At 46.2% G+C, this 17,085-nt stretch carries 15 protein-coding genes; 2 read left to right on the forward strand and 13 right to left on the reverse strand.

Annotation, left to right across the window (positions count from 1 at the left end; genetic code table 11):
* Window positions 1-82 precede the first annotated feature (82 nt).
* From ACQEXU_RS08055 to ACQEXU_RS08110, 12 genes are all read right to left on the reverse strand, one after another.
* On the reverse strand, window positions 83-1,540 hold the full coding sequence (locus ACQEXU_RS08055; RefSeq protein WP_427010378.1) for a hypothetical protein: 1,458 nt from the start codon (window positions 1,538-1,540) through the stop codon (window positions 83-85).
* On the reverse strand, window positions 1,530-2,192 hold the full coding sequence (locus ACQEXU_RS08060; protein ID WP_427010379.1) for a hypothetical protein: 663 nt from the start codon (window positions 2,190-2,192) through the stop codon (window positions 1,530-1,532). The genes ACQEXU_RS08055 and ACQEXU_RS08060 overlap by 11 nt, the downstream gene beginning before the upstream one ends.
* Complete coding sequence (locus ACQEXU_RS08065; protein ID WP_367989405.1) at window positions 2,186-2,632, reverse strand: TadE/TadG family type IV pilus assembly protein; 447 nt, start codon at window positions 2,630-2,632, stop codon at window positions 2,186-2,188. Before ACQEXU_RS08065 ends, ACQEXU_RS08060 begins: the two co-directional genes overlap by 7 nt.
* Complete coding sequence (locus tag ACQEXU_RS08070) at window positions 2,632-3,351, reverse strand: tetratricopeptide repeat protein (RefSeq protein ID WP_367989404.1); 720 nt, start codon at window positions 3,349-3,351, stop codon at window positions 2,632-2,634. The genes ACQEXU_RS08065 and ACQEXU_RS08070 overlap by 1 nt, the downstream gene beginning before the upstream one ends.
* A gap of 10 nt (window positions 3,352-3,361) precedes the next feature.
* Entirely contained in the window at window positions 3,362-4,258 is an 897-nt protein-coding gene (locus ACQEXU_RS08075) for a type II secretion system F family protein (protein ID WP_427010380.1), read from the reverse strand.
* A 1-nt stretch (window position 4,259) separates the two neighbouring features.
* Entirely contained in the window at window positions 4,260-5,132 is an 873-nt protein-coding gene (locus ACQEXU_RS08080; RefSeq protein ID WP_427010381.1) for a type II secretion system F family protein, read from the reverse strand.
* On the reverse strand, window positions 5,129-6,427 hold the full coding sequence (locus ACQEXU_RS08085; protein WP_427010382.1) for a CpaF family protein: 1,299 nt from the start codon (window positions 6,425-6,427) through the stop codon (window positions 5,129-5,131). The genes ACQEXU_RS08080 and ACQEXU_RS08085 overlap by 4 nt, the downstream gene beginning before the upstream one ends.
* Window positions 6,427-7,602, reverse strand: a complete 1,176-nt coding sequence (locus ACQEXU_RS08090) for a hypothetical protein (protein WP_427010383.1) — start codon at window positions 7,600-7,602, stop codon at window positions 6,427-6,429. Before ACQEXU_RS08090 ends, ACQEXU_RS08085 begins: the two co-directional genes overlap by 1 nt.
* 2 nt (window positions 7,603-7,604) lie before the next feature.
* Window positions 7,605-8,219, reverse strand: a complete 615-nt coding sequence (locus ACQEXU_RS08095; protein WP_427010384.1) for a CpaD family pilus assembly lipoprotein — start codon at window positions 8,217-8,219, stop codon at window positions 7,605-7,607.
* Window positions 8,220-8,228: 9 nt separating this feature from the next.
* On the reverse strand, window positions 8,229-9,689 hold the full coding sequence (locus tag ACQEXU_RS08100; RefSeq protein WP_427010385.1) for a type II and III secretion system protein family protein: 1,461 nt from the start codon (window positions 9,687-9,689) through the stop codon (window positions 8,229-8,231).
* 19 nt (window positions 9,690-9,708) lie between these two features.
* The gene (cpaB, locus tag ACQEXU_RS08105) at window positions 9,709-10,602 is read right to left on the reverse strand and encodes a Flp pilus assembly protein CpaB (protein ID WP_427010386.1); all 894 of its coding nucleotides are present in this window, start codon (window positions 10,600-10,602) and stop codon (window positions 9,709-9,711) included.
* A gap of 162 nt (window positions 10,603-10,764) precedes the next feature.
* Entirely contained in the window at window positions 10,765-10,968 is a 204-nt protein-coding gene (locus ACQEXU_RS08110) for a Flp family type IVb pilin (RefSeq protein ID WP_367989396.1), read from the reverse strand.
* A gap of 260 nt (window positions 10,969-11,228) precedes the next feature.
* On the opposite strand from ACQEXU_RS08110, the gene ACQEXU_RS08115 reads away from it, so the two are divergent.
* Entirely contained in the window at window positions 11,229-14,729 is a 3,501-nt protein-coding gene (locus ACQEXU_RS08115; protein ID WP_427010387.1) for a hypothetical protein, read from the forward strand.
* 78 nt (window positions 14,730-14,807) lie between these two features.
* On the opposite strand, the gene ACQEXU_RS08120 is transcribed toward ACQEXU_RS08115, so the two are convergent.
* Entirely contained in the window at window positions 14,808-15,683 is an 876-nt protein-coding gene (locus tag ACQEXU_RS08120; RefSeq protein ID WP_427010388.1) for an NAD(P)-dependent oxidoreductase, read from the reverse strand.
* Window positions 15,684-16,018: 335 nt separating this feature from the next.
* Here ACQEXU_RS08120 and ACQEXU_RS08125 point away from each other — a divergent pair, with 335 nt between their 5' ends.
* Window positions 16,019-17,035 carry a TRAP transporter substrate-binding protein gene (locus ACQEXU_RS08125; protein ID WP_427010389.1) on the forward strand — a complete coding sequence of 339 codons (1,017 nt, stop codon included), beginning with the start codon at window positions 16,019-16,021 and terminating at the stop codon, window positions 17,033-17,035.
* The last annotated feature ends 50 nt before the right edge of the window (window positions 17,036-17,085 follow it).

A 17,085-nucleotide genomic window follows, 5' to 3' on the forward strand; every position in this document is an offset into this window, starting at 1 on the left:
GCAACCAGAATCTTTCTTCAAACTGTTTGATACACGCGAATGGTTCATTTTTTACTAACACAAACCCCGTTGAATAGGGTTGTTATAAGTACCGAGTCTTATATTGCCGTATTCCTAGCCGGGCAAAAAAGAGCTTAAGAGCCGCCAAATCATCCCCTTTGACATAGAAATAACTGCCACCCGTCACATCAGTACACCAACGATATATTTGGCGCTCTTTCATCGAAATACCTTGGTCAAACAAAACCATATCAAATCGAATACCGTTATCTGCCAATGCACGGCATGTGCCATTCATAAAACGCTCAAAGTCGTTATCAGTTAACCCTTTATTGTTTGCTCCGTCGGTAAACAAGATAAGGCGTTTGCTTGGCTCTTCAAGTTCAAAACCGGGCTCTTCCCATACAGATGCTCGCCAGCGTTCATCAAACAAACGCCATCCCCATATAATGCCTTCATCTCCGCCTGTGGTGTGTGTCGCGTAATATCGCTCTGCTACATTTTTGAGAGATGCCGTTTTACCGCTGATCTCATGCAAGGTCATTGCGGGACATCCACCCGGCGTTTCGATGTATGGCAGTGCAGGATTCAGTGGAAACGACATCGCCTGAGTCACCGGTAGTAAGTGTCGCGGGATCGTGCCATTCGCTCGCTTGATCTCATCACTCAATCCCGGCTCAGAGTCATGCTCGTCGGGATGATAAACTATCAAATCAAATCCTTCCCGAGCATTTCTGGGTAAATTCAATACCGTAATCACGCGATTCAAATTGACTGGCTTTCTTTTGACACACGCGCCATTTCGTCGACCTTCCACACCACTAAAATGGAGAAAGTCTTGCTCATAACCATATTTGCGTGCAACTGGTGATAAAGAAGCAGGTATACGCCTCGATTCAGGCGTAATCAGACGATCTTGATAGCGCTGACCAACATTGACATACGCCGAGTAAGGCACGAGACCAATATGGTGATCTTTTGCCAACTCCTGTTCGCCCGTCAGTGAATCAATAAAATCCGTCAATATGCTGGGCATCAGCTGTGAAGGCTTTTGACCACCACCAATTTTATCAGACATCGAGCGCGAAGCATCGAGGGCAAGCACGGTCTCGGTCACGGGGTACTCCCGAACAAGACGCCGCTCGACCGCGACATTCAATTGCGGCACGAAACTCAGCACTGGTGCGATGGAATCCTCTAAGGTTAAACTCAGCTCCTGCGCATAGCCCAGTGGGCTTAAGGCTAAGTTAACTTGACTGGTTCTGCGCAATTCTTCACTACGTATACCTATCGGCATATTGTAGATAGCAAATGTTTTGCTCAGATATTGCCCTTCTTGCTCATCAACTGCCAGTCCTTCCCGCGCAACCAAAGCCAATGCGCCATCAGCAGCATGACTGAGCCGTGTATAAAGAGTCACATACCTTGTTGTACTCACACTTAAGAAGAACAACACCATAATGATGATCAGGCTCGCCAACATTAACAATGATGCACTACCTTGCTGCGACTTGCTCTTAAAACCTGCTTTAGTCTTCAATGTAATCACCGTTATACCAATAGCGCCTCAAATTCATCGAGTCAGCGAACAGTTCTTTATTTAATTTGTCTTTCATCAACCATGCCGATAGCGAGCCAGCCAACGCACTGCTCTCGATACACATCGCCACATAGACAAACTGATGATGCGCTCGATTTTTCAATGTTACTTCACTGGTCGTAAGTGGATTCGTCAGATAGCTCGCGATCCGCACACCACCGGGAACGACAACCGGAGATAAGTCGCAGTTACCACTGCCCAAAACTTCAGACTTTGCGTACTCCTGACTATTTGGAATTCCCGGATCACTAATAAACTCAAATCGCATCGCAAACTGGTTAGCATCATCAAGCCCTAAGGTTTTTTCTGCAACGGCCATCAAGAAATCACTGGTAGAAGATTGCGGACAAGCATCAAATCGCAGATCCGCCTTTGTCGTACCACAAAGCAATTGCTCAAATCGCGTATTGCTTTCGTTTTCCGGGGGAATATCTGCCGCCAATGCGCCAACGGTCGTCACCGCAAGATGCAGCCGATCTTGTATCTTAAACAGCCGAGTCACATCGACTGCCGCCCACACAATCATCAAAATCAGCAGTACAAACACCAAGGTTTCGACCGCTGCACCGCTTTGTCGTGAGCGAGTTACCATTTGCTCACCTCAAAATCAGGTTCGTTTCGTACAACCATTACACTTTCATGTTGCCAAAGCCCTTTTCCCGAACCTTGTAATAAAGGGATGATAGGTTGAAATTCGTAAACCAAACTGTACTCCACTAAGTGTTGAGGCGCCCCTTTACCAAACGAGCACATATTCGCCAGATAGTGCACCATGGTTTCACATGCTTTACTGGTTAAGGAAACATCTTCACCGTCTATAAACTGCTGCTGCGAAAAGTACTTCTCTTTAAGCTTGGATAAAGGGGGGCTATGTAAGGTTCGGCTCTCATACACCAACTCTCGAAAACGGAGGTCCACAATACTGCTGGTCAGCGTAAACCGCCCTACTTCAATGGCTAAGAAGATGGTTGAAAACAGGATCAGAAACGTCAATACAAACTCGACCGAATAACTGCCTTGTTGACGTTGCATTACGGCTTCCTCAATTGCTCTAACTGCGCGGCAAATTGATCGACTTCTAAAGGAGTCGAATAACGTTCTAAAGTACGTTTAGCCTCTTCATCATCCCCTTGTAACAGGATCACCATGGCATTGAGGGCATCGTAATTTTTGTTACGATAACCAAGCTCAAACAACGTATTCAGCTCCGATTCAGCTTGCTGATACTTTCCTGCAAGCAAGTACGAATAAACCAGATTTTTCCTAAGACGAACACTCATTGGTTTGTGCTGAAGCCCTTGTTGATACAGAGCTTGTGCTTCGATATGTCGCTGCTGATAGTCCAGCGCAACGCCTTTCAAATTGAGCCATTCGCTGGTGTTTGGCGTCTCAGGCATAAAAGTGAGTGCTTGCTCTGGCTTCATCAGACGTAGTTGCGTTTTAGCCTGCCACAAGTTACCTTGCTCTCGAAGTTCTGACTGCTCAGGGATTTGGTTCAAGTGAAGCTGAGCTTTTAACCACTCTTTTTGTTGATAATACAAACGCCCCAATGCCAAGTTAACCTCGTCACCGGGCCACTTGTTGTATACGCGCTGATAAATAGTCAAAGCGGCACTTAGCTGACCGTTTTCTTCAGAGAGCCGAGCAATATTGAGCTGCGCTTCTACATCTTCAGCAATGTCAGTTTGCTGCGGTTGTTGTGTACATGCAGTACATAAGATCATAGCCATAAGCAGTATTAATTTGTTCATTTTTAGTCTCTTAAGAAAGGGCTTCCATCAAACCAATCATGGCAGGAGCCGCAATGAGAAACAGCGTGGGAAATAACACCAATAGGATTAACGGCAGTCCCATCTTGGCCGGAACTTTCGCCGCCTGCTCTTCCATACTAAGCAATCGAGTTTGTCGAGTGTCTGAAGCAACAACGCGCAAGGTTTTCGCAATAGAAGAGCCGTAGTTCAGTGCCTGATGTAGGGTGGTGGCCAAAATTTTAAGTTCTTCAACCTGAGTTCGGTTCGCAAGGTTATTCAATGCCATGCTTCTATCAGGCAAAAGTTTCAGCTCATCAACCACCAATGCGACTTCGTCACTCAATTCCGGGCAAATGGTTCGCATTTTCTTTGACACTTTATCCAACGCGTCATCCAAGCCCGCACCAGATTCGGCGCAAATGACCAACATATCCATCATATCTGGACAATACTGGCTAAGTCGGCTTTGGCGAGCTTCACCGCGAACCGCTATTGCTTTTTCAACCAGCACGCCTAAACCAAACACAATCATCACGGCAATTAACGTATTTTTACCACCCATCAGCTCAGGTTTGACGGCAAACACCATAGCGCTAACAGCCAACCCAACCACAACGGCACCGAATTTTGCAACCAAAAACAACGGCAACGCTTCCGGTTTAAAATAACCAGCCCTAAGTAGCAGCAGTTTAAGCTGCGCTCTGTCTTTCTCTGAAACAAGGTATTGTTCCAACCAATGACCCACTCGCTTTGCAGCCTGTTGCAGCTTTACACTTCCAATACGACGAGGCGTAGACGTTGACAAAACCAACTGCTTTCGCGTTTGAAAGCGCCGGGCTGCCCATTGCTGCTCAGCAAACAATAAGAGGAGCACTGCCACCAACCCAACTAAAAGCAATACGTTCATGTTAACCAACCTTAGTGAGGCGTTTAATGATCAGTAAGCCTGAAACAATACTGACCACGGCATACAACAAGATCTGCTGACCCGCTTCGTTTTGCAGCAAAAATTCAAGCTGTTCTGGCTGTTTAAAAAACTGCATAGTCAGCAAAACAATGGGAATGCCAGTGACAACTCGCGCTGCGGTTCTCGGCTCTGCTGTGAGTGCCAGTACTTTTTTATTCAGCTTGTGCTTTTCGCGTAGGCTGTGGGAAAGGTTCGTCAGTACTTCAACCAAAGGCCCACCCGTTTCCGCATTTAGGCTCAAAATCGCCGTAAAATAGCGATAACTTTCGCTATCAACACGCGCGGATGAATCGCTTAGTGCTTGCTGAAAAGGCACGCCAAGTACAATGGCATCATGCAGCTTGTTAAACTCATCTCCCAGATGACCATCAAATGCATTCGCGACACTGCGAATAGAACGCTCCATCGGAACGCCAGCGGCTATCGCTCTGGCAAACACATCCACCGCTTCTGGTAAGTGGGCTTCTATCGCTTCTATCTTTAGCTGTTTCAGTTTATGTGACTGGATCAGCGCAACCGCGCGATAAACGATAGGAACAACCAATACCGACACCCACCATAGGTGAAACCCATTCCAGCACAAATAGCTCATGCCAATGCTGGATATCGCCGGAATCAGTTGAACATGCTTGGCTACCCATTGGCTGAAATGACGAGCCACCTTTGACGATGAGGAATGAACGCTAACATGACTGTATACACCTAAATGGCGTTCTGCTCGGCGCTTTACTAACCCTTGCTTTTGTCGAGTCTGCCTTTGCTCCAAAGCAAAAATGAGCAAGATGGTTGCCAACACAATCGCTGCCAACATCATGACTCGTCTCCTTTTAGAAGTTGTTCGACCGTCTTAAATAGACCTGCTGCCTTTAACTTAAGCACCTTACAGCTTTGTGTTTCTGGCTGTGCGTAGTAACCGCTGATTACTTCGCTTTCTTCGTCATGATCGTGGACAAATTCGAACAGAGTGTTGAGCTCAATCTGACCATCAACACAGCCATTGGTCTCACTAATCTGCGTGATACGGCGCTTACCATCTCTACCACGTTCGATTTGCACAATCACATCAATGGATGCTGCTATTTGCTTTCGAACCAGATCAGAGCTGAGTTTCGCCTGACTCAGGCTCAACATATTCTCCAAACGGATCAAAGCATCATTCGGTGTATTCGCGTGGACCGTTGATAGGGAGCCATCGTGTCCGGTATTCATGGCTTGCAGCATATCGAACACTTCTTCACCACGAACTTCCCCGAGCAAAATGCGATCGGGCCGCATCCGAAGGGCGTTTTTGACCAAATCCGTTTGCGTCACTTCCCCCGAGCCTTCAACACTCGCTGCCCGTGTCTCTAAGCTGATCACATGAGGCTGTTTAAGTTGAATCTCGGCGGCATCTTCAATGGTGATGACCCGTTCATTTGCACCAATAAACTCAGATAACGCGTTCAGCAAGGTGGTTTTTCCGGCACCGGTTCCTCCCGACACCAGAATGTTCATTTTCGCTTGTACGCTCAGCCCCAATAAGGCTGCCATCGGCTCCGATAAGTTTTCTTGACGTGCCATATCCAGCAGTGACAGTTTGTGCTTAGAGAACTTACGAATGGAGATCACTGTGCCGATAAGAGAAAGAGGCGGCGCAATCACGTTGACTCGACTGCCGTCATCTAATCTGGCATCCACCATAGGGGAAGATTCATCAATGCGGCGTCCAACACGACTTGCTACCCGCTGGGCAATATTGTGAACATGTTCTTGATCGCGGAAAGTAATCTCTGTTAACTCTACTTGACCATAACGCTCAACATAAACCTGGCTAGGACCGTTCACCATAATATCGGCAACGGAGTCATCATGAAGTAAGGGCTCCAATGGCCCTAACCCACGGATATCGTCCACTAATTCTCGAGTGAGTTGCTGCTGCTCACGCAGGTTCATTGTCACTTTATTATCAAGAGCAATCTGGTTTAAGCTTTCAAAGATCGTATATTCCAGCTCATGTGAAGTCATTTTCAACGCTTCGGATGGATCTAACGATTCCAGCAATTCTTGTCGGGTTCGGTTGATTTGGCGAACACGCACCTCATCGTGTTTTTGCTTTTCAGCGGTAACCATCAGCGACCACCTCCGAACAGCTGCATCCAACGATTCGATTTACGTCCCTTAGCCAGCCCTAAACAATCACGGCTCAAGCTTTTCAAAGATTTCGCCCATGGCGAATCACCCTTTGCAACCACATCGCCCAGCTCGTGGGCCTTGGTCATCAACTTAGCGGCATGTGGTAATTGGTAATCCACCGATACATTAAGTGACTTCTCTAGCTCTTCTTGGGTAAACCAGTGGTGGTCATCCTTACGCACTGAACTCACAACAATGATCGGGCGAACATGAGGAAAAGCCTCAAGGTGCTTAAGTGCCTTCGCAAGCGAACGGGTGGCATTCAAACTGAGATCCGTCACTAACACACAGACCTTACTCAATCGGATAACCTCATCGAGACATATCATGGATAGGTTGCCGCTATCCCAAATGTGCTGCGTGTAATTTCGATTAGCGTATTCAGCAAGGTTCTTCATCTGATAAGGATGAATGTCGATCATCTGACCTAGTTCTAACGTATCATTAAGCAGTGATAATTTATGACCTGCATCGACTAGGCTACGCTTAAACAATAAGTCATCCAGTTCTTCAGCATAGGTAAGTACCGAAGACAACTGACCATAATTTTCCTGATTCAGCGCTAGACCGACAGCGCCATGAAGAGGATCGCTATCGACGATGAGAGTTTCACGCGCATGACTGGTTGCAATATCAAACGCCAAATTGGCAGCAATCATTGTCGTGCCGACGCCTCCTTTCATGCCCCAGACCACAATACCTCTAGCCTCAGTCACCATCGCTTTATTGAGCTGACCAATACGCTCAATCGTGAGCTTTAATGCGTCATGATCAATCGGCGTCGCAAGATAATCTTTAATGCCAAGATGCAGCAATCGACGATAACTTTCCGTCTCAATCGACTCACCTAATAGCACCACAGCCGTCGTTGGTTTTACGCTTTGCAGCAATTGCCTTGCAAAGTCTTCAACATCAACCTGCGGATCCATTTCAACGATTAAGATGCTTTCTCCACCGGAAACCAACGTTGTCATATCAGGACACGCTTTACTCACCGTCACAGCCGCTGAAATTGGCAGGTCAGCACAATGCTTTTCAAGTTTATCGCCGTCATCTTGATTCAATACGAACGCGGCGACCGTCAATGCATGGGATTGAGTAGACAAAGCCATGATTAATTCCCTCCTACTGAAATCGGGGATTCATTCAGCCCCATCACATTGCCGCTCAAATACGCCTGAACTGCACTGGTCGCGCTTACGCTATCGGTTTGTCTCAAGCTCTGGCCTTTTAATAGATCCCGAGGATCTGCGATAGTGGCGACTAAGTTCTCCATCGTTGCACATTCGATCTGTGCACTGTAACGCGTTTTACTATCGCGCAATTCCGGTTTTTGGGCGTTATTGCGACACCCTAAAACCATTGCCACTGCACGATGCAAGGTAACACCTTGAGGGGATGTAATATCATATTGAATGGTCATTGGAACGGAAGCCGGCACCATACGCTTGACCCGACTAGCCAGATCATTGTGCGATTTTTGATGTAAATTGAGCGTGGCGGCCATCACTGACGTATCCATCGTCGTGGTTAACATCGAACGCAACTGCGTGTGTGTGAACGAGTTCATGGCATGAAATTCTGTGGCCACATCCACCACGATTTGAGGCGATTGATAAGGGGCAGATAGTGTATCTTCAAGACCATTCATCGCTTTGCGCTCCAGAGCCACACACCCTGTCAACACGCTAAATAATGTAGTAATCAAAAATGTTTGACGAAATAACATGTTGGTTCCTTAAAATTCAAAGCCTTGAAATACTTCACTGGCAATCGCAGCTGGCGGTCGTTGATAGTTCTCGATCGGTTTGAGCGTGCGCCCAAAGATCAAGCGCTCAAATGGACTCGCGAGATGTACTTCATCCGTTGGCAAAGCAAGTGGCGTTGCTGCGGGTTCAACCAAATAAGCACTGGCAATGATCACCAGCTCCGTTTCGTTGTTTTTGAACTTCGAGGACTCAAATAATCGACCCAGCACAGGAATTTGATTTATCCATGGCAGGTGTTGTAGCTCGTCAGAGACGTTGCGCTTCACAAGCCCAGCCAACGCAAAACTTTGTCCTGATCCCAGCTCGACACTGGTTTCAGCGCGTCGGATATCAAATCCGGATTGAACAACTCCGGCGGTATACACGCTGTTGGCAGCCGATAAATCACTGATTTCTGTTTTTACTTTCAGTGCAATGCGGTTCCCAGACAGAATAGTTGGTGTCACGGCAAGCAAGACACCAAACTGACGGTACTCTATGGTCGGTGCTTCATTTTCGCCACCACCGATGACCTGTGGCACTTCTCCCCCGGCAAGAAATGATGCCGTTTCGCCACTGGTTGCGGTTAAGTTGGGCTCAGCCAAAACTGTCACCATGTTCTCTTCAGCCAGAATATCGACCATGCCGACAGCATCACCAATATCCCCCACAATCGGATTACCCGGCTTCCAAATCACGTCTCGGCTTAGACCAAAAGTCAGGTTATCCAAAGCTGATTTCACTGTATCTGCCGCGTAGTTCCACTGAAAACCAAAGTTCTCTTTTACCTGTTTGCTTACTTCAGCAATACGCACACGAATATTGACTTGGGTTGGTGTCGAGATGGAGAGGCGGTTAGTAACCAGTTCTAACTTAAAACCACCACTTCCTTCACCCGCACTTATGCCATTTTTTTCCCCGCTGCTTGAATCCGAAGCTTCTTTTTTCGCTTTATCCCCCAGCACACGTTTAAGATGTTCATTAGTTAACTGCACGGCTTGTGCTGCGGTCGCTGCATCAGGAACCGTTCCTGTTAACATCACTCCTTGGCCATGCGCCCGTACGCGAATGTTTGATGTTGGAAACTCTCGCTTCAACATAGGTGTGAGATGTGATAGATCATAAGCTACCGTGATCGAAGCGGAGTAAATATCATTGCCGTCTTTGTCTAAGACAAACAAGCTAGTCGTTCCCACTTCACGCCCAAATATCAGCAATGTGTTGGATGTTGGTGCCTGAAAGCTTGCGATATCTGGATCGGAAATAAACACGGTATGAACACGGCGATCAATCGTGATTTTTTTCGCCTTGCCGATAACCAGAGTCAACGCATTGCGAGTCGTTGACACTTCTGCTGCATTTGCCTGCAAAGGCACGATGAGCGTGATCAACGATAATAAAAGTCCCGTCAGCGTAAAGCGCATTGCTTTGCCGACTCTAAAACTCAACATATTTGAATTCCTTGTTAGATTACTCTGCTATGACCTCAACACCGCTGCCTGAAATACTCAGGTTGCGACGTTTCACCCCATGCATCAGCACCATATTTGGGCTATCAATGGGTGCTTTAAACTGTTCCAATACTTGGTTGGCTAATGTCGCCGTTTGTTGGTTTTCATCGTCATAGTCAGAAAACTCGCTACGCAAACTCAAAGACAGCTCACCCATTTTTCTTGCTACTATTAGTAACTCTGCTTGTTCCGCGCTGGTTTCTAGCGTAGCGGTGCCGTGTTTTTTAATATCAAAGGCTTCCATATTGGAGAGATTGTCTACACTTTGATTGATTGCGAGAACACGGACATTTTTGAGCACGGTTTTGGCGATCAAACCAGACAGTTCACGCCCCGACATGCCATCACCTTCAAGATTGGTACTGAGAATGACATCAACACTGTTTCCCGGAGTGATCAAACCTGAACTCCCAGAAATAACGTCAATGGGAATACTGACCGCGCGCATCCCAGGTCGTAAAACAGCGGAGAGATAATTGTGTTCACCGGGTTTGATAAAGTCGGCCTTCTTCAACACCTTGCCCGTTTCAATATCATGCCTTGCTACAAAGCCGTCCAGCTCATCATTTTCCACCAATCCTTTAAGGAAAAACTGGTTGAGGTCACCGGAAAGGTTATCGCTTGGCTGCCATTCAAGATCAGACGAAGAGACGATCGTACCTCGCTTAAGCTTACGTTTTGTTACCAAAAGATAAGCCGTACCCGTGCGATGTTCGACAGGTTCCGATTTAATGTTCACCACCGGAGAGTTAGCACTGGAGGGTACTCCTTGTGCTTGTGATTGAGAATAGAACCACCAGCCAACAACACCAAGGCCAGCAAGTAAACTATAGATTAATGCTCTACTTTTCATTACAAATTCTTACTATAACGTAAACCTAAGCCATCAAAAGCATGAGAAAACACCTCATACATTCCGATGCCTAACTGCTCAGGTTTACTTTGTTTTGCGCTTAGTTACTACGTGACGGTTTGATTGCTCATCAAATCGATCACCTGACGGTAACTTCAGCCATTAATTCCCTTCAGAACCACCACTGGTATTGGCCTCAATCACTTCAGCAACGTTGCTAAATGCATCAGCCAGTACCTGAGTAAACACACCATCTTCTCCCAATACAGCACCGATTACGACAGCGAGACCCGCAGCCAAAATCCCGTACTCAATTGAAGTTACACCACGCTTATTCGATAAAAACAAAGTTATTTTTTTAAACATATTAATTAGTCCGAAATACTTATTTACCACTAAATATTACGATTTCACAAAACCGCTATTGATAATGATAGTAATTATCAATAATATTCACAACAATTATTTATTAGATCATAATATTAATTTATATAAATAATCCAGCACAAACAGCCACACATAGATCAAAATGTAGACATTTAATCTATACAGGCAATCGTTCGGATTACTTAACTTTAATCATCAACACCAACAGTTCTCAGGACTTATTTCTCAAGGAAAATAAAATGATTTTTAAGCGTTCGCTCGTTTCTGTAGCTATCGTCGCCACACTGATGGGATGTGGTGGAGGTGGCGGTGATGAGCCCACTTCTTCCGGTACAGGCACTGGTACTGACAGTGGTTCAACACCACCAACAACACCAGCTGCACAAAAACAGATAGGTATTTTCACCGATTCCGCTGTCGCGAATCTGGCGTACAAAACCGCATCAACGGAAGGCTTCACCAACCAGAACGGCGAGTTCCAATATTTACCCGGCGAAACCGTAGAGTTCTTTATTGGTGATTTGTCTCTTGGACGCACTGAGGCCGTTGCTGTTGTAACCCCTATCGAATTACCAGCTCCATTAAAAATTAGCCAGCTACTGCAATCATTTGATAGCGATGGTGACCCTTCAACCAATGGCATTGAAATCCCAGAGTATTTTCACCAAGTTCTGGAAACAAGCGTTGACGGTACGCCCCCAGCGATTGAAGTTAACTGGGATGGTGACGATCTAGCGTTCGAAACCGCGCTCAAAGACATCATCACAACCGCAGAAACTGAAATGCCGGAAGAACAGAAAAAAGGCACGATCAAGTTTGTCGAAATGGCTGATGTAAAAAATCACCTTGAACAAAATGAGTTTATTGTCAGTGCCGGCGGTTTATCAGGTAAAGCTTTTGATCGCTTAGAAGAATGGCAAGAAGATGCGCTTTCCGCCAAAGAAGTATTCCGCCTGCTTAACACATCGGGTGAATTTGAAGGCCTATTGAAACGCGACGTCGATTATACGCACGCATTGGTCATCAGCAATGATGCATTCTCTCTCACTGAGACAAAAAATAAAATCATACAATTCAATGAGTTATATTACTTTAATGCCTTCCCACAGTTATTGAATAATGCAGAAAAACAAACCGATTTTAATGCCATATTAACCGCGCTAAATACTAACCCACTTGATTTTGCTCACCTTACGCCAGAAGACGTAACACCACTGTTTGTCACTAAGGGCCAGCTTCTAAACATCCCTTTAACGCTGGAAAAGATTCAAGCTTATGCCACCTTGCAATCACTTGCCGCTGATGCAACCCAAGCGGATCGTGAAACTGTTAATGAAGCACTGAGTCTCATCATTCCGACAATTTCGCTACCCTTTGATGCAAACTATGCTCCCAAAGTCACCTTCACTGACAACAAGTTAGATGTCGACGCAACTATCTCAGCGGTGAACAACGCAAACCGTTTTATTAGCATGGCGTTAGACCGACTCGATAACCCTCGTGCTGTAGCCTACGGATTGCAACAAGCCGGATTCCAAAATCTAGATACTCAGCAAGAATACCCTTTCCGCCAGTTTATTCATGACGGCGAGTTCGTATTTGATGAACTTCAAGCCATGATAGATGGCATCAACGAACTGGCAGCCTATGCGCGCGGTTATGTTTTATGGCCGGATCAAGGCCGATTTGATTCACCAATCACCAGTGTCAACAACCACACCAGTGAGGAATTACAAGCGCTGATATTAGCCGCAGGTTTCACCATCCCAATGACTCATATCAATGGTCAAGTGGTCGATCACAAGCCTGATCTGATACTGCGCAATCTAAACAATACTCTGGATCTTGCCAATACTCAGCGCAGCTTGAATGCAATCAAAGCGCCGGGGGTGGCGTCACTAAAAGTGAATTACAACCCAATCATCGAAAACAAGTTCCGCCACTACGCACTTCGCAACGATGGCTCTATCGCCCTTTGGGGAGCGAAATGGTTTGACAACAACTGGGAAGATACACGCCCAGAAATCAAGATAATCAATCAAGGTCAATCTCCTGCGGTGCAGATGTTCTCAAATCAATGGTACGGTGCGGCAATTCGTGAAGACGGCTCAGTTATTTTCTGGCATAACCGAAACTTCGATCAGGATGTGACTGTCCCCCAAGGCTTAGACGGCAAGAATCCTGCTGTTCATATTGTCGCTAGCCAAAAAATATTTGCCGCTATCCGCTCTGACGGTTCTGTGGTGACGTTTGGCGATCCTGATTCCGAAGAACTCGATATTTCGAAATACCAAGCTGAGCTTGACGGCTCTAAACACAAAGTCGTGTCACTTCATGCCACCGAAAAAGCATTTGCTGCACTACTGGATAACGGTAAAGTCGTGACATGGGGTAACGTGTCGCCGGCAGATCAAGACAAATTGGAAGTTCAAGTTCCCGGCGAAGACCCATTTAACCCATCTGGCAGCCAACACTTGAAAGTGAAAGCCATCTACGCCAATGCTGGCGCTTTTGCTGCCATTAAAGGCAACAATTCCGTTATAACATGGGGTGATGTTGCTTTTGGTGCCGATAGTTCTGATCATGCATTGCAACTGGATGGCAGCGTCGCAGTCGTTTCCATTGCACGTACTGAATCTGCATTCGCCGCTCTGCGTTCAGACGGAAAAGTGCTGGCGTGGGGTGACGTTACCAATGGTGGTGCAGCGGCGTATAACGAAAAAGATCTTCCTGACTTTTTGTTTGAAGATCGCGCGAACAATGTTTACGCGTCATGGTTGCTCGAAGCACCTTATGGCGATCCAAATGCACCAGATGGCATTAACTGGGACGAGGTCTACACACAGTTAGTTTATGTTGGTGCAGCGATGCCGGAAGATCCATCGGAGCTGGAATCTGGTGTGGTCAGCATTCACGCTAACCAAGGTAGCTTTACCGCTATTAAGTCAAACGGTAAACATCAAGCTTGGGGCCAAGATACGTATTTCCCAACTGCGATTCAAACCGAACTAGCCGCGCAGCCAATCAAACGCATATTTGCCGATGAACATATTTTTGTCGCTGAAATGAAAGACGGCTCATTAGTTCAATGGGGTCGTGAGTTTGGCCAGCTTGATTACTATGGCAACCCATACGGAACATCAATACCTACCGCAAAGCTCAATGGCGATATCAAGGTTAAAGACGTCAAAATTGAATCCAGTACCATTGCTGCATTACTAAACAACGGTTCAGTTGTACAGTGGGGTGTCCGTGGACTTGATATCATCTCAAGCTACGACATTACTGGCAAACCAACACCAGACATTCAACTGCCTGAAAACTGGTTTAACGGTACGTTAGAAAGTAAGAAGGCGGTAGCGATTTATAAAGCCGAAGGTGGTTTTTCAATTCTAAATGCAGATGGTTCGGTCACCACGTGGGGTTCAAATAATGATAACCACAACTCATTGTTTGCAGCGCGCGAGCTTGGGCCAAACACCAGTGGCGTTCGCTACCCACAAACGCATGATAAAGATGGTGATGGACTGATGTCTGACAAAGAACGTCAGTTGGGTACGTCACCATTCTCACGCGATAGTGACTTTGATGGCGTTGACGACGGCACGGAAGTCAATCAGTTAGCAAGTGATCCGAAAAGCATCAAAACACTTGATGTAGAAACGGGGGAGCTCCGTAAGGATGATCAACTGCAAGTGGTTGATGGAGAGGCCCAACCAGCAAGCTGGTTGAAACTGTAATACGAACAGAGGGTTTAGCATGTCGCTAAACCCTCTTTTGATTCAATGGTTCTAAACCAAACAAGTACCTTTAACTCATCAATCTTGCTTTAATGATTTGATCAAAACAGACGTATCCATTCTACCAAGCCCTTCTTTTTGCAACTGAGCATATTGTTCATCAACTTGTTTAGTTAATGGTAGTGCAATGCCCGCTTTTTCGGCTTCTTGTAGGCAAAAGCCTAAGTCTTTACGCATCCAATCAATAGCAAAACCAAAATCAAATTTGTCTTGTGACATAGTCACCGCGCGATTCTCCATCTGCCATGAGCCAGCCGCTCCGTGTTTGAGCGTCTCAACTACGGTTGGAATATCTAAACCGGATTGCTGCGCTAAGATAAGCGCTTCGCTCAAACCTTGTAAGATGCCACCAATGCAAATCTGATTAACCATTTTGCAGCGCTGGCCTTGACCATTTTTACCCAGCAAAGTGCTTTGTTTCGCATAAACACTCATCACAGGTTCTATAGCAGCAAACACTTCAGACTCACCACCACACATAATGGTCAATACACCATTTTCTGCCCCAGCCTGACCACCCGATACAGGCGCATCAATAAATTCATTTCGCACTTGACGGCATGCTTCCCCCAGCTCCTCAGCCAGTTCTGCGGAAGTCGTCGTATGATCGACCAAGACGGCTCCGGGTTTCAAACCAGCCAATATTCCCTCTTCGCCGTAAACCACACTTCGCACATCGTTATCATTACCCACACAAACAAAAACAACATCACAATCCAAAGCGGCTTCACGAGGCGTATCAGCAGCCTGACCACCATATTGCTCAGCCCATTGTTTTGCTTTAGCTTGAGTACGGTTGTATACCTTGGTCGTGTAACCTGCTTTTTGTAGAAATCCAGCCATCGGATACCCCATGACGCCAAGCCCAATAAAAGCGACTTTTTTCTCCGTCATTGTTGCTCTCCCTCTCTATTATCTTATTAAATTTGCTGACTTTTTATACTATAGCGACTGCCAAGTCTTAATGTCATCTTTTTATTCTGCACGTCACTTAAAATCTATTTTTCGGCAATGAGTGACTTGCACGCCTGATTGTTACTAATCTACAAATTAATAACATTTATACAATCTTGTGATCATGATCGTAGATAAATACACCATGTTACCGGTAACATCAACCAAAGTTACCGGTAACATAAAATAATAAGCCGGCCTCACCAAGGAGCAGGTCGCTGCGATTTGGATACGTGAAACTAGGGTCAAATGACCCGTTAAAAAGGACCCCCATCATGAACGCGATGACGAAACCTTTGCTTGCAGCCACCATTGCTGGGCTATTATCAACCTCAGCTTTTGCAGCAGACTTTAAGCTTAAAATCCAATCATCAGATCCATCAGGTGATCTGAACTTTAAGGTTCAGCAAAACTGGGTTGAACGCGTAGAAAAAATGTCTAACGGTCGAATTGATATCGATTTACTGCCTGTCGGTGCTGTCGTTAAACACACAGAGACACTCGGCGCGATCAAACTTGGTGTGCTCGATGGTCAAGTCACTGCAACGGGTTACTTCTCAGGTAAGGATCCCGCGTTTGGCCTTATTGGTAACATGGTTGGCGCATGGTCTGACACCACTCAATTGCTACAGTACATGAACTACGGTGGTGGTAATGAACTCATGACCGAGCTTTACAAACCGTATGGTGTGAAATTCATTGGCGCTTCCACCACGGGTGTTGAATCCTTCATTTCGAAAAAACCACTTAACGGTGTTGACGACCTCAAAGGGTTAAAACTGCGCGCACCGGAAGGCTTGGTTCAACAAGTCTTTGCGGCAGCGGGCGCAACACCGGTTAACCTTCCGGGCTCAGAAGTATTTACTGGTTTGAGTAAAGGCGTGATTGATGCAGCGGATTACACGGTGTTCTCAACCAACCAAAAAGCTGGTATGAACGATATCGCCCCGCATCCAGTTCAGCCGGGCTTCCACTCTCTGCCACTGATCGACATTTCTATCTCGCAAAAGAAATGGGACAAAATGCCAGAAGATCTCCAGTTGATCTTGCAAACGTCAGTGCGTGACTTCTCCTACGACATGACCACTCAGCTTAAGATCGCTGACCAAGCGGCGGTTAAAGAAGCCATAGCAAACCCAGACATCACCATTCATAACTGGTCTGATGAAGAACGTAAGAAGTTCCGTGAAATCGCGAAATCTCAATGGAAAGTGTTTGCTGAGCGTTCACCAAACGCGCAAAAAGTTTACGATTCCGTGACGACCTTCTTAGAGAAAAACGGCCTGTTATAAACCAAGCTCAATAGGAGGGCATTTGCCCTCCTGATGTATGGAAACCACAA

The organism is Vibrio sp. TRT 21S02 (genome assembly GCF_050113675.1).
Classification (GTDB): domain Bacteria; phylum Pseudomonadota; class Gammaproteobacteria; order Enterobacterales; family Vibrionaceae; genus Vibrio.